The sequence below is a fragment of the Methylococcus mesophilus genome (genome assembly GCF_026247885.1).
Lineage (GTDB): Bacteria > Pseudomonadota > Gammaproteobacteria > Methylococcales > Methylococcaceae > Methylococcus > Methylococcus mesophilus.
The window spans coordinates 456887-474929 of sequence record NZ_CP110921.1 but is presented as its reverse complement, the minus strand read 5'-3'; the positions used below and the strand labels follow the sequence as shown (position 1 = coordinate 474929).

The 18043-nt window shown below is 62.0% G+C and carries 18 protein-coding genes; 13 read left to right on the top strand and 5 right to left on the bottom strand.

The annotated features are described in order from the left end of the window. The first annotated feature begins 7 nt into the window (after positions 1-7). The 12 genes from OOT43_RS02325 to OOT43_RS02270 all read left to right on the top strand — a co-directional run bounded on the left by OOT43_RS02325 (position 8) and on the right by OOT43_RS02270 (position 11207). The gene (locus OOT43_RS02325; protein ID WP_266023068.1) at positions 8-1294 is read left to right on the top strand and encodes an ABC transporter substrate-binding protein; all 1287 of its coding nucleotides are present in this window, start codon (positions 8-10) and stop codon (positions 1292-1294) included. Then, positions 1291-3315, top strand: a complete 2025-nt coding sequence (locus tag OOT43_RS02320) for a methyl-accepting chemotaxis protein (protein WP_266023067.1) — start codon at positions 1291-1293, stop codon at positions 3313-3315. Before OOT43_RS02325 ends, OOT43_RS02320 begins: the two co-directional genes overlap by 4 nt. A 140-nt stretch (positions 3316-3455) precedes the next feature. Beyond that, entirely contained in the window at positions 3456-4712 is a 1257-nt protein-coding gene (gene glyA, locus OOT43_RS02315; RefSeq protein WP_266023066.1) for a serine hydroxymethyltransferase, read from the top strand. A gap of 53 nt (positions 4713-4765) precedes the next feature. Further along, positions 4766-5263: a transcriptional regulator NrdR gene (gene nrdR, locus OOT43_RS02310; RefSeq protein WP_266023065.1), complete on the top strand. Its 498-nt coding sequence runs from the start codon at positions 4766-4768 to the stop codon at positions 5261-5263. A 25-nt stretch (positions 5264-5288) separates the two neighbouring features. Continuing rightward, positions 5289-6425, top strand: coding sequence for a bifunctional diaminohydroxyphosphoribosylaminopyrimidine deaminase/5-amino-6-(5-phosphoribosylamino)uracil reductase RibD (gene ribD / locus OOT43_RS02305; protein WP_266024976.1), 1137 nt, complete (start codon positions 5289-5291; stop codon positions 6423-6425). A 4-nt stretch (positions 6426-6429) separates the two neighbouring features. After that, the gene (locus OOT43_RS02300; protein WP_266023064.1) at positions 6430-7089 is read left to right on the top strand and encodes a riboflavin synthase; all 660 of its coding nucleotides are present in this window, start codon (positions 6430-6432) and stop codon (positions 7087-7089) included. Next, complete coding sequence (gene ribBA / locus OOT43_RS02295; RefSeq protein ID WP_266023062.1) at positions 7086-8201, top strand: bifunctional 3,4-dihydroxy-2-butanone-4-phosphate synthase/GTP cyclohydrolase II; 1116 nt, start codon at positions 7086-7088, stop codon at positions 8199-8201. Before OOT43_RS02300 ends, ribBA begins: the two co-directional genes overlap by 4 nt. 12 nt (positions 8202-8213) lie before the next feature. Further along, positions 8214-8693 carry a 6,7-dimethyl-8-ribityllumazine synthase gene (gene ribH / locus OOT43_RS02290; protein ID WP_218806478.1) on the top strand — a complete coding sequence of 160 codons (480 nt, stop codon included), beginning with the start codon at positions 8214-8216 and terminating at the stop codon, positions 8691-8693. Further along, the gene (gene nusB / locus OOT43_RS02285; protein ID WP_266023060.1) at positions 8690-9286 is read left to right on the top strand and encodes a transcription antitermination factor NusB; all 597 of its coding nucleotides are present in this window, start codon (positions 8690-8692) and stop codon (positions 9284-9286) included. Before ribH ends, nusB begins: the two co-directional genes overlap by 4 nt. Then, positions 9283-10272 (top strand): thiamine-phosphate kinase, encoded by a 990-nt coding sequence (gene thiL, locus OOT43_RS02280; RefSeq protein ID WP_317134037.1) that lies wholly within the window; start codon positions 9283-9285, stop codon positions 10270-10272. The genes nusB and thiL overlap by 4 nt, the downstream gene beginning before the upstream one ends. A gap of 2 nt (positions 10273-10274) precedes the next feature. Further along, positions 10275-10778 carry a phosphatidylglycerophosphatase A family protein gene (locus tag OOT43_RS02275; protein WP_266023059.1) on the top strand — a complete coding sequence of 168 codons (504 nt, stop codon included), beginning with the start codon at positions 10275-10277 and terminating at the stop codon, positions 10776-10778. Between the two features lie 120 nt (positions 10779-10898). After that, entirely contained in the window at positions 10899-11207 is a 309-nt protein-coding gene (locus tag OOT43_RS02270) for a hypothetical protein (protein ID WP_218806482.1), read from the top strand. A 1-nt stretch (position 11208) separates the two neighbouring features. Here OOT43_RS02270 and OOT43_RS02265 read toward each other — a convergent pair whose 3' ends face one another. Beyond that, on the bottom strand, positions 11209-13686 hold the full coding sequence (locus OOT43_RS02265) for a putative bifunctional diguanylate cyclase/phosphodiesterase (RefSeq protein WP_266023057.1): 2478 nt from the start codon (positions 13684-13686) through the stop codon (positions 11209-11211). A 440-nt stretch (positions 13687-14126) separates the two neighbouring features. Between OOT43_RS02265 and OOT43_RS02260 the strand changes: the two genes are divergently transcribed. Beyond that, positions 14127-14501, top strand: a complete 375-nt coding sequence (locus OOT43_RS02260) for a hypothetical protein (protein ID WP_266023056.1) — start codon at positions 14127-14129, stop codon at positions 14499-14501. A 262-nt stretch (positions 14502-14763) separates the two neighbouring features. On the opposite strand, the gene OOT43_RS02255 is transcribed toward OOT43_RS02260, so the two are convergent. The 4 genes from OOT43_RS02255 to OOT43_RS02240 form a co-directional block, all read right to left on the bottom strand. After that, on the bottom strand, positions 14764-15345 hold the full coding sequence (locus OOT43_RS02255; protein ID WP_266023055.1) for a recombinase family protein: 582 nt from the start codon (positions 15343-15345) through the stop codon (positions 14764-14766). A gap of 622 nt (positions 15346-15967) precedes the next feature. Beyond that, positions 15968-16270 carry a helix-turn-helix domain-containing protein gene (locus tag OOT43_RS02250; RefSeq protein ID WP_266023054.1) on the bottom strand — a complete coding sequence of 101 codons (303 nt, stop codon included), beginning with the start codon at positions 16268-16270 and terminating at the stop codon, positions 15968-15970. Positions 16271-16548: 278 nt separating this feature from the next. Further along, positions 16549-17736: an AAA family ATPase gene (locus OOT43_RS02245; RefSeq protein ID WP_266023053.1), complete on the bottom strand. Its 1188-nt coding sequence runs from the start codon at positions 17734-17736 to the stop codon at positions 16549-16551. Then, positions 17723-17977 carry a hypothetical protein gene (locus tag OOT43_RS02240; RefSeq protein ID WP_266023052.1) on the bottom strand — a complete coding sequence of 85 codons (255 nt, stop codon included), beginning with the start codon at positions 17975-17977 and terminating at the stop codon, positions 17723-17725. The genes OOT43_RS02245 and OOT43_RS02240 overlap by 14 nt, the downstream gene beginning before the upstream one ends. Between the last annotated feature and the right edge of the window lie 66 nt (positions 17978-18043).

The window sequence follows — 18043 nt, the reverse complement described above, 5'->3', positions numbered from 1 at the left end:
ATTTGTCATGAAGAAACTGGTCGTTTCGGGCGCGGTGCTCGCGGTCCTGGCCGCCGTAGCCGGAGCATGGGCCTTTTGGGAGCACGCCCGGCCGCCGATCAGGATCGGCATATTGCATTCGCTGACCGGCGCCATGGCCATCAGCGAGAAATCGGCCGTGGATGCGGAACTCATGGCCATCGACGAGATCAATGCCGCGGGCGGACTGCTGGAGCGCCGCGTCGAAGCGGTGGTGGCCGACGGCGCATCGGACTGGGGAACTTTCGCCAGGCAGGCGGGCAGACTGATCACCGAAGAAAAAGTCAGTGCGATTATCGGCTGCTGGACCTCGGCCTGCCGGAAAAACGTCAAGCCGGTGGTGGAAAAATACAATCATCTCCTAATCTATCCCATGGCCTATGAAGGCCTGGAGATTTCCAAGAACATCATCTATACGGGTCTGGCGCCGAACCAGCAGATCGTCCCCGCCTTGAAATGGAGCCTGGACAAACTGGGCAGGCGCGTTTTTCTGGTGGGGTCGGATTACGTCTGGCCGCACAGCGTCAATGCCGTTCTGCGGGATTGGATCAAGGGGCTCGACGGCGAAATCGTGGGCGAGGAATACGTTTTCTTCGGCAGCAGCGACGTCGGCAACGTGGTCGAGAAAATCGCCACCCTACGTCCGAACGTCGTCATCAGCACGATCGCGGGAGAATCGAATTTGGCTTTCTATCGTGTGCTGCGGGAATCCGGCATCCAGGCGAAAGACGTTCCCGTGGTTTCGCTTTCGGTTGGGGAAGAAGAGCTCCGCGATATTCCGCCGCGGGACGCCGCCGGGCATTACTCCGCGTGGGGCTATTTTCAGGCGGTCGCCCGCGAGGAAAACACCTCCTTCGTCAGGCGGTTCCGGGAGCGTTACGGCCAGGACCGGGTGACCGCGGATTTCCCGGAGACGGCATATTTCAGCATCCTGCTTTGGGCCGAGGCGGTGCGCGAAGCGGGATCGCCCGAGGCCGGTCTGGTCAACGAGTACATGCTCGGCCAGAGCATCGACGCTCCCGAGGGCGTGGTGACGATCGATCCCGCTACGCGCCATACCTGGCGGTCGTTCAACATGGGGCGCATCCTCGACAATGGCCAGGTCGAAATCGTCTGGTCGACGGATCATCCGATCAGGCCCGTGCCATATCCCAGGACCCGCAGCAGAGGCGAATGGGAGAGCTTCCTGAATGAACTTTACATCGGCTGGAACCATAACTGGGCAAATCCCGTGCCGCCCGTCGCGACCGTCGAAAGAAAGGACAAGCGGCAGTGAAAATCTCGGCTTCCTGGCTCGAACAAGGCACCATCGCGGGACGCATACTCCGCTGGTTTCTGATCCTGGCGACGGTTCCGGCCATCGCGCTGACCCTGGTCACCAATTATCTTTCCGCGGAGGCGCTGCGCGACCGCGTCCAGGGCGAGCTGATGTTCATCGCCCTGTCTAAGGCCGAGGACGTCGAAACCTATGCCTATGAGCGGATCAGGGCGGCGGTAGTCCTGCGCAACGACCATTATCTGGTTGCGTCGATGAACGCTTTACAGAAGTACCGGCGTGAACCGGGACGCTACGCCAGGGAGCAGCAGGCATTCGATCTCGATGCGCGCCCCGTGCTGGATTTCATGATCGAAAACCTGGCTTTCAAAAATCTGATCGCCTTCGATCCCCGAGGGGAGGTTCTGTACCAGTCGCATCCGGTCCAGCAGATCGGGAACAACGTCTTTGAAGGCCAACTGAAAGAATCGCCGCTTGCCAAAGCGGTACAGCACGCCACTACGCTGCTCGATGCCGAAATCTCCGATTTCGGTGCCTATCCGGGCGGCGACAAGCCGGTGGGATACGTCGTGACACCGTTGTTCGACAGCGGGGGAGAACTCGTCGCCATCGTCGCATTGCAGTTGGATACGGACGAGGTATTCGCGCCGTTCCTTGATTACAGCGGGCTGGGGGACACCGGACAGACAGTCGTCGGCCTCCTCGACCACAACGAGATCCGCATCATTTCGCCGTTGAGAAACCAGCCCGAGGCGGCGCAGAAGCTCCGTATTCAGATGGGGGACCGCCAAGGTCAGGGCATCCAGAAAGCCGTCCTCGGAAACCGCGACTTCGGTGAGATTCCCGGAATATTCACGGAGCCGGTGCTGGCGAGCTGGACCTATCTACCGTCCTTCCGGTGGGGCCTCTCGGTACAGATGGACGTGGACGAGGCGCTGGCCCTGGTGGACACGCAGCGTCTGGTCAACGGCGGGCTGCTGGCGTTGCTGCTGATTCCCACCGCCCTGGCGGCTTCCCTGGTCTCCCGCACCATCTCCCGCCCGGTCGGCGAAGCTATCGCCGCGGCAGAGACGGTCGCCGCCGGCGACCTGACGGCGAATCTCGACAGTGCCCGGAACGACGAAACCGGCAAACTGCTCCGGGCCTTGGGGCGTATGACGACCTATCTCAATTCACTGGTCGGACAGGTACAGAAGTCGATCATCGAGCTGGTCTCGACCTCCAACACGCTGACGGCGATGAACCGGGCCCAGGAAGAGGACATTTCAGCCTTCGGTGCGACTACGAATCAGATCGCCGCGGCTTCGCGGGAAATTTCGGCGACTTCGGAAGAGTTGTTGCGCACGATGTCGGATGTGACCCGTATGGCCGGGAGCACGGCCGAGATGGCAAATGCCGGGCGTAACGAACTGGCGGACATGGAGCAGGTGATGCGCACCCTGGCCGAGTCTACCGGCTCCATCGCCGACAAGCTCAATGCCATCAGTGCGCGGGCCAGCGACATTTCCACGATGACTACCACCATCAAGCGGGTGGCCGAACAAACCAATCTGCTGTCGCTCAACGCCTCGATCGAAGCCGAGAAAGCCGGAGAGTTCGGCTTGGGATTCGCCGTCGTCGCCCGCGAGATCCGCCGCCTCGCGGACCAGACCGCCGTGGCTACGCTGGACATCGAAACCGTCGTGCGGGAGATGCATGCCGCGGTATCGGTCGGGGTCATGGAAATGGACAAATTTTCCGAGCAGGTCCGGCGAGGGGTCGACGAGACAAGCCGGATCAGCCAGCAGTTTTCGCGGATCATCGAACAGGTGGGCGAGCTGACTCCGCGATTCGACGCCGTGCACGAAGGTATGCGCTCGCAGTCAGCCGGCGCGCTCCAGATTCGCGACGCCATGGTGGCCCTGTCGGAGAGCGCTATGCAGTCCGCGCAGGCATTGGAGGAAACCAACCGGGCCTCGCAGCGGCTGGAAACAGCGATCGCCGAGCTGCGCAAGGAAATCGCCATTTTCCGTTTATCGTGATGCGCTTGGGCGCGCGGATTCCGGACCGCTCCCCTGGACGGCGTTTGGAAGGCAGCGATCAATCAGTGTAAACTTCCGCGTTCGATCTTGCGCCGCCACGGCGCGTTTTTTCACTCCGACGGAAGAGGTTTAGGTTCCCAATGTTCAGCAAGGGTATGGAGATTGCCGGATTCGACGACGAACTCTGGGTTGCAATCCAGGACGAGGAGCGAAGGCAGGAGGACCACATCGAGCTGATCGCTTCGGAGAACTATGCCAGTCCCCGGGTGATGCAGGCCCAGGGAACCGTGCTGACCAACAAATACGCGGAAGGCTACCCCGGCAAGCGCTATTACGGTGGCTGTGAGTACGTCGACGTGGTGGAGACCCTGGCCATCGATCGCGCCAAACAACTGTTCGGAGCCGATTACGCCAATGTCCAGCCGCACTCCGGTTCGCAGGCCAATGCGGCCGTCTACATGGCCTTGCTGAATCCCGGCGATACGGTGCTGGGCATGAGCCTGGCGCACGGCGGGCATCTTACTCACGGCGCCAAGGTCAATTTTTCAGGCAAGATTTACAATGCTGTTCAGTACGGGCTCAACCCGGAAACCGGTGAAATCGATTACGGCCAGGTCGAAGAACTGGCCCGGGAGCACCGCCCGAAGATGGTCGTGGCCGGTTTTTCCGCCTATTCCCAGGTAGTCGATTGGCAGCGTTTCCGGGCGATTGCCGATTCGGTCGGCGCCTGGCTCATGGTCGACATGGCCCACGTCGCCGGGTTGATCGCGGCCGGCCTGTATCCCAGCCCGGTGCAGATCGCCGACGTGACGACGACCACCACTCATAAGACGCTCCGCGGTCCGCGTGGCGGCCTGATCCTGGCCAAGGCCAATCCCGACGTCGAAAAAAAACTCAACTCGCTGGTTTTCCCCGGCATTCAGGGCGGCCCTCTGATGCACGTCATTGCGGCGAAGGCCATAGCGTTGAAAGAGGCCTTGCAGCCCGATTTCAAGCACTACCAGGCTGCGGTGATGGACAATGCCGACGCCATGGCAAAGACCTTCATCGAACGGGGCTATCGCATCGTGTCCGGCGGCACACGAAATCATCTGTTCCTGGTCGATCTGATCGAAAAAGGCCTGACCGGCAAGCTGGCCGAAGAGGTGTTGGGCAGGGCGCATATCACCGTCAACAAGAATGCGGTGCCGAACGATCCGCAGTCTCCCTTCGTGACCAGCGGGATCCGGGTGGGGACGCCCGCGGTGACGACGCGCGGATTCGGGATCGAGGAATGCCGTTTGCTGGCGGGCTGGATGTGCGACGTCATGGACAATCCGGGGGACGAAACGGTCATCGGCCAAGTGCGCGAAGAGGTAACCCATCTGTGCCGGCGTTTCCCGGTCTATGCCAACTGAAAGTGCGGGCCGCTCACCGGAGCCGCGCGGTTTGTGAGGGGTGAAGCTCGCCCGTGCGGTGTCCTTTCTGCGGTGCTCAAGATACGCGAGTAGTGGATTCCCGGCTGTCCCAGGAGGGAGACCAGGTACGCCGCCGCCGCGAGTGCGGCGAGTGCAAGGAGCGCTTCACTACTTACGAAGCGGCGGAACTCAACATGCCCAGGGTGGTGAAGTCGGACGGCAGCCGGCAGCCGTTCCGGGAGGAGAAGCTGCGGGCCGGCATGCTGCGCGCCCTGGAGAAACGCCCCGTACCCAGCGATCGGGTGGAGGCCGCGATCACCCGCATCAAGAAGCGCCTGCTGGCGACCGGTGAGCGTGAGGTGCAGTCGCGCCTGGTCGGTGAGTTCGTGATGAACGAACTGAGCCAGCTCGATGACGTGGCCTATGTCCGCTTCGCCTCGGTCTATCGCCGGTTCGAGGACGTCAACCAGTTCCGTGAAGTGATCGACCGTCTGGAGAACGAACCGGACTCCGAGATCGCCCGCAGACAGGCCGATGCGTTCGATGCCTGAAAACCGGCGTTCCCCGCCGGTCTCGATGACCCTCTTGCCCGATGCCGCTGGCTGGTCCCCCGAGGATCACCGCTTCATGGCGCGCGCCTTGCGCCTCGCCGAAAAGGGTTTGTATACGACCGACCCCAACCCTCGGGTGGGCTGCGTCCTGGCGCGGGGGGATGAAGTGATCGGCGAAGGCTGGCACCAGCGGGCCGGCGGCCCCCACGCCGAGGTCGTTGCGCTGCGGGATGCCGGGGAGCGGGCAAGGGATGCGACGGTCTATGTGACGCTGGAGCCCTGTTCGCATCACGGCCGGACGCCGCCCTGCGCCGACGCCCTGATCGAGGCAGGGGTTCGCCGTGTGGTGGCGGCGATGGAGGATCCCAATCCACGGGTGGCGGGACAGGGTCTTGAACGGCTGCGACGGGCGGGTGTGGAAGTGTCCTGCGGCTTGCTATTGCAGGAAGCGGAGCGCTTGAATCCAGGCTTCGTCAAGCGGATGCGTTCAGGCTTGCCTTTCGTCCGGAGCAAGCTGGCTATGAGCCTCGACGGGCGCACCGCCCTGGGATCCGGCGAAAGCAAATGGATCACCAGCGAAGCGGCGCGGCGCGACGTCCATCGCCTGAGGGCGCGCAGTTCCGCCATCGTGACCGGTGTCGGCACTCTGCGTGCCGACGATCCCTTGCTCACCGCCCGGCTGAGCGAACCTGTTGAGCTGGAACAGCCGGCCAGAGTGATCCTGGACAGCCGTCTGCGATCGCCGGCGGAGGCACGGGTCTTCCGGCACGCCGGCCGTACGCTGGTGTTGACCACGGCGACAGGTTCTCTGGCGCGGCGATCACTGGTCGATGCCGGCGTGGAAGTGGTGGAAGTGGAGCCCGATGCTTGGGGGAGGCCGGAACTGTCATCCGTCGTGCGAATGCTGGGACAGATGGAATTCAACGAAGTGCTGTTCGAGGCCGGTGCGACCCTGAACGGTGCGCTGTTGACGGCCGGCGTGGTGGACGAGTGGGTCGTCTACCTCGCGCCCTGTGTTCTGGGGGACGAGGCGCGCGGACTGTTCCGCCTGCCCGGCTTGGCCGGGATGGCGGACCGTCCGGAACTGGCGATCGTCGGCGCACGGCGGGTTGGCAGGGACATGCGGCTGATCCTACGGCCGACCGGTCCCGGAGAACTTTGAAGCCATGTTTACAGGCATAATACAGGCCATAGGGCAGCTACAGCGCAAGGAGTCCCGGGGCGGCGACTGCCGTCTGACTATCGCCGCCGGCAAGTTGCCCATGGGCGAGTTGAGGCTCGGCGACAGCATTGCGGTCAACGGTGTGTGCCTGACGGCGGTCGAGTTCGGCGCAGGCAGTTTCAGCGCCGACGTTTCCCGCGAGACCCTGTCCCGTACTACGCTGGGAGAGCTCGGGGCCGGGGCGGCGCTCAACCTGGAGCTGGCGCTGACTCCGAGCACCCGCCTGGGTGGACATATCGTCAGCGGCCATGTCGACGGCGTCGGCGTCGTCAGTTCACGAGTCCAGGATGGACGGTCGGTCAGGTTCCGCATCGATGCGCCTGCGAACCTGGCTAAGTACATCGCCGAAAAGGGCTCGATCTGCATCGACGGCATCAGCCTGACGGTCAATCGCGTCGATGGCTGTGCCTTCGACCTCAACGTCGTTCCCCACACCTTGGCGGAAACGACGCTGGCAGAAGCGTACGGCGGCCGGCGCGTCAATCTCGAAGTCGATCTGCTGGCGCGGTATCTGGAACGGCTGATTCAAGGCGAGGCCGCCGCACGGCCCGCCGGTTCACTCACGCGCGAATTGCTGCGCGGCCACGGATTCATCGCAGAATGACATTAAACACGATCGAAGAAATCATCGAAGACATCCGCCAGGGCAGGATGGTCGTCATCATGGACGACGAGGACCGGGAGAACGAAGGCGACCTCGTCATGGCGGCCGGCCACGTGCGGCCGGAGGACATCAATTTCATGGCGCGCTATGGCCGAGGCCTGATCTGCCTGACGCTGACCCGAGAGCGCTGCCAGCAGTTGCGGCTGCCGTTGATGGTAAACGAGAACCGGACGCCGCACTCGACCAACTTCACGGTGTCGATCGAAGCCGCGACCGGCGTCACTACGGGCATTTCGGCCAGCGACCGCGCCCGCACCATCCAGTGCGCCGTGGCCGTGGACGCCAAACCCGACGATCTGGTTCAGCCGGGCCATATTTTTCCGCTCATGGCGCAGCCCGGCGGCGTGTTGAACCGTGCCGGCCACACCGAGGCGGGCTGCGATCTGGCACGCTTGGCCGGACTGGTGCCGGCAGCGGTCATCGTGGAAATACTCAACGAAGACGGGTCGATGGCGCGGCGTGCGGACCTGGAAAAGTTCGCGGCGGTCCACGGTCTCAAGATCGGCACCATCGCCGACCTGATCCATTACCGGATGCAAAACGAACAGACGGTGGAACGCATCTGCGAATGCGAGTTTCCGACCGAACACGGCCGCTTCCGTCTCCACGCCTATCAGGATCGTCTGGACAACAAGCTGCATCTCGCGCTTACGCTAGGCGACATTGCCGGCGAGGAGCCGGTGCTGGTCCGGGTTCACGGCCGCAACCTGCTGACCGACCTGTTCGGCGTGCGACGGGGCGATATCGGCATATCGTTGCGCGCGGCGATGAAACGGATCGCAGACGAGGGACGGGGCGTTCTGGTCGTGATCCGAAACGAGGAAGACGACCGTTGCCTGGTCGAACGTGTTCATCATTACCAGATGGAGGACCACGGCGTGGACATCGGTCAGCGTGAGGACACCGGCGTGGACTGGCGCACGACAGGAACCGGAGCGCAAATTCTCGCCGACCTGGGTGTGCATAAATTGCGGGTTCTGGGCGCGCACAAGAAATATTTGGGGCTTTCCGGCTACGGGCTGGAAGTCGTGGATTACGTGACAACCGACTGATCGGGAACCGACATGGCTCATATCAAGACTTTCGAAGGCGGCATGAACGCGGCAGGACTGCGCGTCTGCATCGCCGCTTCGCGCTTCAACAGTTTCATCGTGGACCACCTGGTCAGCGGTGCGATCGATACCTTGGTCCGCCACGGGGCCAACAGGGACGACATTTGCATTGCCAAGACGCCGGGAGCGTACGAGCTGCCGCTGGCGGTGAAGCAGATCGCCGGCTCCGGGCGTTTTGACGCGATCATCGCGTTGGGAGCGGTCATCCGGGGCGCGACGCCTCATTTCGATTACGTCGCCGGCGAATGCGTGAAAGGTTTGGCGAGCGTTTCGCTACAGCACGGTCTGCCGGTCGCCTTCGGCGTGCTCACCGTGGACACCATCGAGCAGGCGGTGGAACGGGCCGGAACCAAGGCCGGCAACAAGGGGGCGGAAGCGGCATTGTCCGCGATCGAAATGGTCAATCTGCTGCGGCAGTTGGGGGCGGAATGAGTCTGGCGCGGACGCTGGCGCGCCGCGCCGCCGTGCAAGCCGTCTACCAATGGCAGCTAGCGCGGGAAAGCCTTCCGGAAATCGAACGCCAGTTCGTTGAGGAGCTGCAGCTTGCCAAGTCGTTGTACCGGCGCCATGCCAACGGTTTCGAACTGAGTCCGCCTGAGAGGGAGCAGCTCGAGGAACTGCTGGAAAAATTCGGCCGATCCGAGGGAGCGGACGAATTCGAGGAAGAGGATGCCACGCTGGAGCAGCGGGCCAGCAAATGCCAGGTGCCCGATGTCCAGGTCGGTTATTTCAAGGAGCTCCTGCACGGTGTGGCGAGCAATCTGGCCTTGGTGGATGCCGCGCTGGCGAAATATCTCGATCGTCCCATCGATGAGGTCGATCCGGTGGAGCGGGCGATTCTGCGAATCGGCTGCTACGAATTCCTACGTCGCCCCGAGACGCCATACCGGGTGATCCTGAACGAGGCCATCAATCTGGCCAAGGAGTTCGGCGCAGCCCAGAGCTACCGTTACGTGAACGGCATTCTCGACCGGGTGGCGCACGACTGCCGGGCGGTCGAGATGGCGGCTCGCAGACGGGGTTGAGCTTGCCCGGTTCCATGCAGCGACCGGGCGAGTTCGAGATCATCCGGCGCTTTTTTTCCGAGCAGCGGGCGGTGGACGAAAACACGGAGCTCGGCATCGGCGACGACTGCGCGGTCCTGAACTTTATGGCGGCCACCCGGCTTGCCCTGACCGCCGACACCCTCGTCGCTGGCATCCATTTTTTTCCCGACGCCGACCCGATGAGGCTCGGCCACAAGGCGCTCGCGGTCAGTCTCAGCGATCTGGCCGCCATGGGGGCCAGGCCGAGGTGGGCCTTGCTGGCCTTGACCTTGCCGGAAAACGATCCCGACTGGATCGCTGCCTTTGCTCAAGGCTTCTTCCGACTCGCCGAGCGCTACGGCGTACAGCTCATCGGCGGGGATACCACGCGGGGGCCACTTGCCGTCACCGTCCAGGCATTGGGGACCGTGGACGGCGGATCGGCAGTGAAACGGTCGGGCGCCGAGCCCGGTGATGCCGTTTATGTCACCGGCAGTATCGGCCTGGCCGGCCTGGGCCTGAAGATCAGGCGGGGCGCCTATCTTGTCCCGGACGAGGAGGCGCTGGATCGGCTGGAAGCTCCCGAACCCAGGACTGCCTTCGGCTTACGCCTCGGGGAATTGGCCAGCGCCGGCATCGATGTTTCCGATGGTCTGGCGGCGGATCTGGGGCATATCCTCGAACAGAGTTCCGTCGGAGCCGAGGTGGACTGGGAGGCCCTGCCGCTATCGGCGAGCGTCTGCCGGTACGTGGCGGATTCCGGTGACTGGGAGATGCCGTTGGTCGCCGGAGACGACTACGAATTGTGCTTCACCGCGCCACCCCTCCATGCCCAGGCGATCGCGCTTGCCGCCGAAGCCGCCGCGACGCCGGTGACGCGCATCGGCACGATCCGTGCCGGATCCGGACTGAGCGTCCGGCGCTCCGGCGGCCCAGTCGAGTTATCACGGTCCGGCTATCTGCACTTTTCTTCCGGGGAGACGTAAAGATGAAGCGCCGCTGCATCGAGTTCCGCCAGGCATGCCAAAACCCCTGGAGCTTGATTGCCGTCGGCTTTGGTGCCGGGCTGGCACCCTGGGCGCCCGGCACCTTTGGGACCCTGGCGGCAATCCCGCTGTATCTTCTGTTCACCGGCGCCAGTCCAGCGGTCTATTCGGCTATCGTCGTTGTGCTCTTGGGGCTCGGCGTGGTCGCCTGCGGGCGCTGCGGCCGAGCCCTGGGTCAAGCCGACCACCCCGCGATCGTGTGGGACGAAATCGTCGGTTTTCTCATCACGATGTGGGGCATCCCCGCCTCATGGCCGAACGTATTGCTGGGCTTTGCCCTCTTCAGGTTCTTCGACATCGTCAAACCCTGGCCGATCCGGGCGATCGACCGCCGCACGGCCGGCGGCTGGGGCGTCATGCTCGACGATGTGGCAGCCGGACTGTTGTCGTCCCTAATCCTTCATGTCCTCATATCGCCCTCGTCGGTGACAGGCCTGTTCCGCTGACCACGGTCGGGCGGCTGGGGTGTGGGATTTGACCTGTTAATCCAAGAAGGAGTACGTTATTCGACACAGATAGCACAATTACCGGCGCCAGCTTACCAACAACAATAACGGGGAATCGCCATGGCCAGACGCATTATCAAGGATTGCGACGATAAGGCGGCAGGGATCCGCTTTCATATCAGCTCCGCCCGAATGTCGATGGACAAGATGAGCTTCGTCGCCTTTCAGCGTTTCTTGGATGAGATGGAGCGGTCCATGTACTTGTGCCCGGAATGCGGTTGGCGGGGGCGGGGCAGGGAACTCGTGCCGATGGAGGCGGACGGGAACGGCAGTTATGCCTGGGGATCGGACGCCGAGACGTGGTATGCATGCCCGAAATGCGAGAGCGAGATCGGTATCGAAACGCCTCTGATGCGACCGGCAGATTGAGTCAAGGCGAGGGGCTGGCGTCAGCCAGCCTCTCGAAAAATTCCGCAGCCGGGAGCGGCCGGCTGAAATAATACCCTTGAAATCGCGTGCAGCCTCTGTTTTTCAAAAATTCAAGCTGGGGGCGGGTTTCGACGCCTTCGGCGATGGTTTCCAGGTTCAGATGGTAGGCCATCGACAGGATGGTTTCGACCAGCGCAACGTCGTTGGGGTCGTCTGGCAAGTCTTCCACGAAGGTTTGTGCGATCTTCAACTCGCTGAGTGGCAGGCGCTTCAGGTAGGCCAGCGACGAGTAACCGGTGCCGAAGTCGTCGACCGAAAACCGGATTCCGACCCGCTCCAGGGCGCTCATTTTCGCGATGGCATCGTCGATGTCCGAAACCAGTAACCCCTCCGTGATTTCGAAGATCAGATCGTGAGGATTGGCGCCAGTTCGGGTGAGGATTCGCTGGACCCGTTCGAGGAAGTCGGATTGCTGGAAACGGCGGGGGCTGATATTCGCGGACAGGCTCAGCGTATGTCCGGCCTGTGACAGACGGACGCTTTCGCGGCAGGTTTGTTCGAATACCCATTCCCCAATCGGCAGAATCAGCCCAGTTTCTTCGGCCAGTGCGATGAACTTGTCGGGCAGCAGGAGTCCTTCGGTCGGGTGCTGCCAGCGCAGCAGCGCCTCCGCTCCGACGGTTCTGCCAGCCCCATCGACCTGCGGTTGCAAGTAGAGCCGGAACTCACCGCGTTCCAATGCCGCATGCATGTCCCTCTCCAGGGTCAGGCGCGTTTCGGCCACCGCCTGCATGGTCGACGCATAGGCCCTCACCGTATTTCGGCCTGCCGCCTTGGCTTGGTACATGGCCATGTCCGCCGCTTTCAGCAGATCGTCGGCCGAGCCGGTATCGAACGGATACACAGCGGTGCCGATGCTCGCGGTGACGTAATGCTGGCCGCTGGAAAGGAGAAAGGGCCGTTGCAGCATCAGCCGGAGATTTTCTGCAACTTCCATGGTACGCCGGTATGCAGGTTCGATTTCGTCATCCAGGTTGTCGAGCAGGATCACGAACTCGTCGCCGCCCAGGCGGGCGACCATATCGTCGCGACCAATGCCCTCAGTCAGTCGTTCGGCTACCTTGCGCAGCAGTTGGTCTCCCACCGTGTGGCCGCGCGCATCGTTGAGATGCTTGAACCGGTCGAGATCGACGAATAGCAGTGAGCAGCGGGATCCGTTGACGCGGCTGTCGCCGACGGCCTGATTCAACCGCTCGAGAAATAGGCGCCGGTTCGGCAGTCCCGTCAGCGAATCGAAATAGGCCAACTGTTCGATTTCCTGCTGTGCGCGCTTGCGCTCGCTGATGTCGACGAACGTCACGACATAATGTGTCAGGATTTTCTCGTCGTTCCGTACCACTTTGATAGAAAGCCATACCGGAAAGACATCCCCGTTCTTGCGTCGGGCAGTGACCTCTCCTTTCCAGCAGTCGGTCGCGGTCAAGGTTTCCAAAATTGTCGGCGACGAAATCCTGCCTTCGTTCGCGCCAGGGCGTAGAAATTCCGAAGGCGTGCCGACGATTTCATCGGAGGTATAGTCGGTGATCGCGGTGTAGCCCGAGTTGACGCGCTGCACGATACCCGCGGCATCGGTGATCATGATGGCTTCGCTGGTCTCGAAAGCCGTTGCCGCCAGCCGGACGGCTTCTTCCGCCAGTTTACGTTCGGTAATATCACGGGTGACCGCTAGCACCGTGTCGGGGGCGCCGGGCCTGCTTGCGAAAGGCACTGCGTGGGTCTCCATCCAGCGCTTTCCGCCCTTGAGGCCGATGATCTGATATTCCAGCGTGCCGCTTTCGCCTGCCAATACCCGCCGATTGAAAGCTTCGAACCGCTCCCGATCCGGAGGAACGACGAGCGAGGAGACTGACTTTCCTCGGACATCTTCGATCGATTCCGCCTCGATCATTCGCAGGCCCGCCCGGTTCATGTCGAGGAGGGTGCCGTCAGCGCCTACCGTTTTGACACATTCGGGTTCCGCGTCGATGAGCTTGCGCAAGCGTTCTTCCGCCTGTTTGCGCTCGATGACCTCACTCGCCAAATTCTCGTTAAGTTCAAGCAATTGTCTGGGAGAAGGAATCTGCAGGGCTTGCGGTATCAGTGGCCAGATCAGAATCGCGGTACCGAGGGACACCACTGCCGTAATCGCCTTGATGGCGCCGTCGGTCCAGTAGGCGGGATACCAGACCGTCCAGGCCCCCATGAAGTGCGTACTGGCGCATGCCAGTATGAACAGGCCGAACAGGAGGAATACGCTGCGGAAAACCACGTCTCGCCGTCGTTTCGCGAAATAGAGGAGGGCAATGGAGATCGCATAGTAGGCGGCGGCGATGACCAGATCGGAGACCACGTGCAGCCAGAGCAGCTCGGGAACCCACGCATAGCAATAGCCATGGGGCAGGTAATCCAGTGAAGCCTTCAGTACCGTGATTGGTGCCATGGCTGTTCCGTCCTCCTGGCCGCAATTCAGTCTGAGGCGGCGGGGGTGCCGGCGACCTCGGCGCGATGCCTTGGACTGCCCGGATGAGGGAATAACGCTTGAGTGAGCGGGACCTTCGTCATGAATTTGTCCTCGAGCGTCGTGGCCATCGAAAATAAGCTTATCACTCGGCGAGTAATGTTCCAGCTTGAGTATGGTCGCCTGCGGTCCTATGCGGGTATGTGATATCGCTCATGAACTGCGGTATATGACTCTATACAAGCATGCAAGGCACAAATCCTTCCTTTCCCCCACTCAGAAATCAATCGGATGGCTCCGCGATGTGTGGGGCACGAGGTTTGCAAAGGCGACAGGCCGCGACATCGCGCGCAAGAAATGTCGCCTTGTGCTTGTGGATGGGGCGATCGGTCCCAAAAGAAGGAAAATGAGGCATTACGAAGATGAAAAAACTGCTGCTTGCTGCCCTCCCTGCCGTCCTGTTCAGTGCACAACTGCAGGCCGGATGCAAAACCCCAGACCTCAACGGCACATGGATCATGTACCAGTCCAATCTCGCGGAGCAGCACACCGGACGGCGCCAAATCAACGTCGTGGGGGGAGCATTCACCGGCCATTGTGTGATGGGCCATCACATGGCATTCGATGTAACCGGAACCGCCAGTGCGGACAAGAATTGTGAAGCGTCCCTGCAAATGGATTTCAGCGGCGGCAGCTCGACTTTTGATCTTCAGCTTGCCAGAAACAAGCAGGTCTTCGTGGGGCAGTGGAGCAACAACTTCGGTACGGGCGGCATTTCCAGCGGCGTGAAGCGGTAGCGGCCGGGGCCGAGCAGGGTATCTGGCCGGTCTCCTCGCCGGCATTGGAGCGGGGAACGGCCGGCACCTGCCTGGGAATGGAAAATGCCGAGTTGGAAAGCTCAACGAAAAAGCCCGCAGATCAGCGGGCTTGGGGACATTCTGGGACTGCCTGGAACAGTCGGATGGGAGAGAGGCAATCGAACGTGCCTCGTAAGCCGCATTCTACCTATCACATGATCTTGGTGACCGGGCTTCATGCCCCCAAATATGCCCCCTATTTTTACATCTGTGTGTTCAAGCTCTTTTCGCTCAGATAGCGATACAGAGTAGCCTCCCCAATTCCGACCGTCTTAGCAGTGGTCCGCTTGTTCGCGCCAGATGCCAAGAGCGTATCGATCTGCTGGCACAGTTCCGGTGTCAGCTTGGGCGGTGCCCCGAACTTCTTTCCCCTCGCACGGGCAGCTGCTACACCTTCCCGCCGCCTTTCGTTGATCAGCTCACGCTCGAATTGCCCGAACGCTGCCAGCATGCTGAGCATCAGGTTCTTGAACGGATCGGCGTCGGACCCTGAAAAGGTCAGGTTTTCTTTAACGAACTGGACCGTCACGCCTTTGCCGGTTAATGCCCGGACCAAGCCCAGCAGCTCCTCCGTGTTGCGCGCCAGCCGATCCATGGAATGACAAACCAGCGTATCCCCAGCCCGGACGTAGGATAGGCATTCTGCCAGGACAGGACGAGCGGTGATTGTCTTCCCGCTGGCCTTTTCCTCGAAGACTCGATCCAACGCTATTCCTACCAACTGCCGGTCAGTGTTTTGGCCGACCGAGCTAACCCGAATGTAACCGATGGTCTGGTGTTTCATGGCAAGCACTCCCCACGGAGACGAATTGAACACGATAGGAAGTCTATCATAAGTCTTCAAAGAAAAGATCATCCGTCTATCAAAAGCGAAAAATAAACTTAAGGTAGACGGTAGAATGCGGGTTGCAGGCAGGTCTATCACGTCTCTCACAGGTATACAAAATGATAGACGCGCATCGCGGCAGGATCGGGCAGGACGTTCGAGCATGGGCTTTGCTATCATCCCGCCCGCGGTGGCGGGGCGAGCTGTGTCATCCCCGCCGGTAAGGTGGCTGGTGTCCGTCCTCGCGGCCGCGCCGCGGTACTTCACGTGCTATCTTCGGAAAAGATCCCCTTCAACGCCTCTTGGAGCTAAGGCAGGCCGGGTATGCTAGCCGGTGCTGGAGCGCTTCGAAGTGAACCTCCTATAGTTTGGCCCGAAGGTTGACAGCTAAGACGCTCAGAGGCGTATTCGTATTGGCTGTGCCATTGGCGCCGGTTTCCGAGCCATCCAGGTGAGTCGCCGGCACTATGTGCCCGTTCTTGGAGCGCTTGGCATTTGTCGCTTCCGCTCCTGTGTCGGTCTTCGCGGCGGCGATCAGCTGGGGGTAAATCTCTTCAGCTTGCGCCGGGTCGGATGCCCGTTAATCTGCCGGGTCTGGATAGGCTCTTAGGTCAATAGGCGGGCGACGGCGTGGGCGTCCACGACCGCGTTTTTCTGCTGCTTGATCTCCCATGCGGCGGGCAGCGTCGGCCATCTCCCTGCGCAGCCGTTGTTCTTCTTTTGCGCGCGTGCGGAGGTACTCTAGCAGTTCGTCGCGCAGAAACAGGTAGTGCGTGCCGAGCATTACGGCGGGTACTTCTCCAGTCCTGGCTAATTCTGTCATTTTTCCAAGAGACACACGCATGAGTTCTGCAGCTTCGACGGTATCCAGGGTTTCTTTCATAAAGTAATTCCTCTCCATATGTAGTTTTCGTTGTCTCACCATCGCCGGTTCTCGGTCTTTGCAAGGACCGGCGTGGCTGGATAGGCGGTCTGTGGCAGGGTGTTCGAATGTTTGGGGCGCACTGGACTTGAAACGCTACCCACAGGCAAGGGGCCGGCATGGGGTTCCTGCTCCCGAAGGGGGCCAAACGCCCATGAAGAGTGCCAAGGAAAAGTATGGCCCTCTTCGGTACATTTGGCCCCCTTCGAAGAGTGCCAACGGCTTGGCCCCCTTCGGCATCAGATCGACCAGACCCAGCCGCCCTCCATCCCGGTTTTCGTCACGGACAGGGCAAGTTTCTTCCGCGCCCGTTTCAGCGTCCTTTCGGAAATACCGGCGTCTTCGGCTTCCTGTTTAACGGTCTTGGCCGTCACCGGCCCATCCGCCAGCAGCTCCACCAGAAAGGCGCAAGCCTCCTCCAAGGCCGATATCTCATCCAGACTCCCCGAGGCCTCCGCCCGAGCCAGTAGCGCCCGTGCCGAGCCTTCCACGGCATTACCCCAGGCCACATGCGAAGCTGTCACGCCCGGGTGGTCCGCCAAGTCCTCGATGCTCAGGTCGTAGGCAAACCCGCCATCGTCTGGCCCGATGTTGGACTTTACCCGGCAGAAACAGCGCCCGCCGCCGTCGTCCTTGGACTGCTTGAAAGCCGCGAACACGATCCGGGCCAGGGCGCCGAAGGCCAAGGAGCCGGTCACCCGCTCCAGCGGATCGCGTCCGGCCGATCCCTTGCTGAAGTGCGAGATGCCCAGCAAGGCGCAATCCAGCCGCGCCGCCAGTTCCACCAGGGGCGCCAATCCGCGCCGGGTCTCGGCGTTCTTGTGGCTGTCGCCGGCAATGGCCGCCACGATGGGATCGACCACGATCAAGCGGATGTCGCCTACTTCACGCGCCGCTCTCGCCAAGGCCGGCATATCCTGCGCCGGATCGAACGGCCGCCGGCCGTCGTGGGCCTGCATGTCGCCCACGAAGAAGCAGCGCCCCAGATCGGCGCCGGAAGCCAGAAGGCGCGGCGCCAGCGTATCGTGAAAGTCGTCCTCGCCCGACCACACCAGCACATTGCCCGGATCGGTTCCGGTTCCGTCCGGCCAGCACCCGCCCGCCGTCACCGTCGCCGCCAGGGCCAGGGCGATGCTGGTCTTGCCCGTCCCCGGCTGGCCCGCGATCACGTGCAGCTTGCCCTTCGCCAGCCAGCCCGGCCACAGCCAGCGGATGGGTTTCGGCTGGATGCTGGAACCCTGCACCAGGGCCAGCCCCAACGGTATCCGTCCGCAGTTGCGCTCAGCCGGGAAAGGCGCAGGCCAGGGCGTTTCCGGCTGCCCCGGCGTTCGGCTGCGCTCAGGGCAAGCCTTGGCGCGCTCCGCCAGATCGACCACCCGTTGTGCCAGGCTCGCCGCCGTGACCGGTTTACCGTCACGGATCGCCACGTTCCGCCTCCTGTTGCTGCCGGCGGTTCTGCTCCTCGATCGCTTGTAGGAACAGCGGTTCCAGTTCCAAGGCCGATTGCTCCAGCCACCAGCAGAACGCCGCGTAGCGATCGTCCGACAGGCCGGGATCATCGCTGCGGTTCACCCGCAACAGTTCCAGCCCCGCCGCGATGGCCTGCGACATCAGGATGCCGTTGTTCATCGCCGTGTTCAGGTCGATGGGTTCGTTCCGGCCGTTCATACCCCACCTCCCGCCAGCCAGGCCGCGACCGCATCCGCCACCGTGCAAACCACATCCACCGCCCCC